The sequence below is a fragment of the Stenotrophomonas sp. P5_B8 genome (assembly GCF_054049855.1).
The window spans coordinates 1-1,915 of sequence record NZ_JBFULO010000577.1; the positions used below are offsets into that span (position 1 = coordinate 1).

Annotated in this window: 2 protein-coding genes; both read left to right on the forward strand. The window is 70.6% G+C overall.

The window, feature by feature from the left end:
• On the forward strand, window positions 1–394 hold a 394-nt coding region (locus ACXJKH_RS19505), incomplete at its 5' end, for a cytidylyltransferase domain-containing protein (RefSeq protein ID WP_457321851.1).
• 85 nt (window positions 395–479) lie between these two features.
• A complete protein-coding gene (locus ACXJKH_RS19510; RefSeq protein ID WP_457321853.1) occupies window positions 480–1,895 on the forward strand; it encodes a hypothetical protein in 1,416 nt (471 codons plus the stop codon).
• Window positions 1,896–1,915: the final 20 nt, after the last annotated feature.

The following is a 1,915-nucleotide window of genomic DNA, read 5'->3' on the forward strand; positions in this document are numbered from 1 at the left end:
GATGTCGACCCTGGCAACGCCGGTGGAGGACGCCGAAACGCTGTTTGACCCGAACGTGGTCAAGGTGGTGCGCAAACAGAACCTGGATGCGCTGTACTTCAGCCGCGCGCCGATCCCGTGGCACCGTGATGCCTTCGCGCGCTCGCGCGACAGCCTGTCTGGCGCGCACTGGCTGCGCCACATCGGCATCTACGGCTATCGTGCCGGCTTCCTGCGCCAGTTCGCCGCGCTGCCGCCGGGCACGCTGGAACAGCTGGAGTCGCTCGAGCAGCTGCGCGCGCTGGAAGCCGGTCACCGGATCAGCGTAGCGCTGAGCCCGGCCGCGTTCCCGCCGGGCATCGATACCCCCGAGGACCTGGCCCGCGCCGAGGCCTGGCTGGCCGCGAACCCCTAAGCGGACGGCGGGGCCGGGGCGCCTGCCGCCGCATTTCTGGCGCGGCACGACGATTGCATGACGCCGACTCCGGCATAATCGGGGCATGAACGTACAGCCTGTCCAGGACTTGCCCGAATTTGCCACGTGGCTCAATGCGCCACCCACCACGCTGACCGAGCTGCGCGGCCGGCCGGTGGTGCTGGCTTTCGTCAATTCTGCCTCGGTGTGGTGCGCCCAGCGTCTGGCCGATCTGGCCCAGTGGCAGTCGCGCAACCCCGGCAAGCTACAGCTGCTGATCGTGCAGGTGCCGCGGTTCGACTGCGAGCGCGACCCGGTGCAGGCGTTGAAGCTGCTGCGCCGCCAGGGTGTCACCGCCCCGGCGCTGCTGGATTCGGACTGGGATGGCTGGCGCCGCTTCAACGTCACCGCGTGGCCCACGCTCGTACTGCTCGATGCGCAGGGCCGCGAACGCGACCGCCTGGTCGGCGTCGGCGGGGAACTCGAGCGTGCGCTCAATGCGCTGTGCGAAGACGGTGCGCGCGTGGCCGACAACGATCTGTCGCTGGCCCGTGAACTCCACCCGGAGCCGCGGCTTCCGCTGCTGTTCCCGACCGCGCTGGTGGTGACCACCGAGCGCCTGTACATCGCCGACAGCGGCCATCATCGCGTGCTCGAGTGCAGCCACGGCGGTCGCGTGCTGCGCCAGTTCGGCCTGGGTACCGCCGATTTCATGGACGGCGGCCCCGGTGAAGCGGCGTTCCACCGTCCGCAGGGCCTGGCCCTGGAGCGCGAGTGGCTGTACGTGGCCGACACCGGCAACCACGCCCTGCGCCGCATCCACCTGCTCAGCGGCCAGGTCGATACCTTGTGCGGCACCGGCCGCCCCGGCGAGCCGACCGAGGGCATGGTCGAGCAGCCGCGCCAGACCGCCCTGAACCACCCGCAGGGGCTGGCGGTGGCCGACAACCAGATCCACATCGCCATGGCGGGCGACAACCGCATCTGGAGCTACCACCTTGGCCAGCGCAGCCTGAAGTGGCGCGCCGGCTCCGGCGCCATCGACGAGCGTGACGGCAGCGGCCATGTCGCCGCCTTCGCCCAGCCGACCTCGCTGGCGGCGGTGCAGCAGGTGCTGTACGTCTGCGACGCACTCGGTTCGTCGATCCGCGCGATGCAGCTGCGGGGCGATCTGGTGCAGACCCTGGTTGGCCAGGGCATGTGGTCGTTCGGCGAACAGGACGGCCCGCGCACGCTGGCGCAGCTGCAATATCCGCAGGCCATCGCCTTGAGCCCGGATGCGCCGCTGCTGTGGATCGCCGATGCCGGCAACGGCCGCCTGCGCACGCTGCGCCTGGGCGGCGGTGAACTGAGTACGCTGGAACTGCCGCGTCGCCTGCATGGCCCGGCCGGTCTGGCGCTGGGCGGTGGCGCGGTCTGGATCGCCGAGACCGACGCGCATGCCGTGCTGCGTTTCGACCCGGTCAGCGGCGTACTGAGCGACGTGCCGATCACCGAATGACTGCGTCCACCGCTCCGGCC

Bases quoted from the DNA above. Each gene is read 5' to 3' on its own strand.
- ACXJKH_RS19510 (WP_457321853.1), top strand. From the start codon at position 480: ATGAACGTACAGCCTGTCCAGGACTTGCCCGAATTTGCCACGTGGCTC.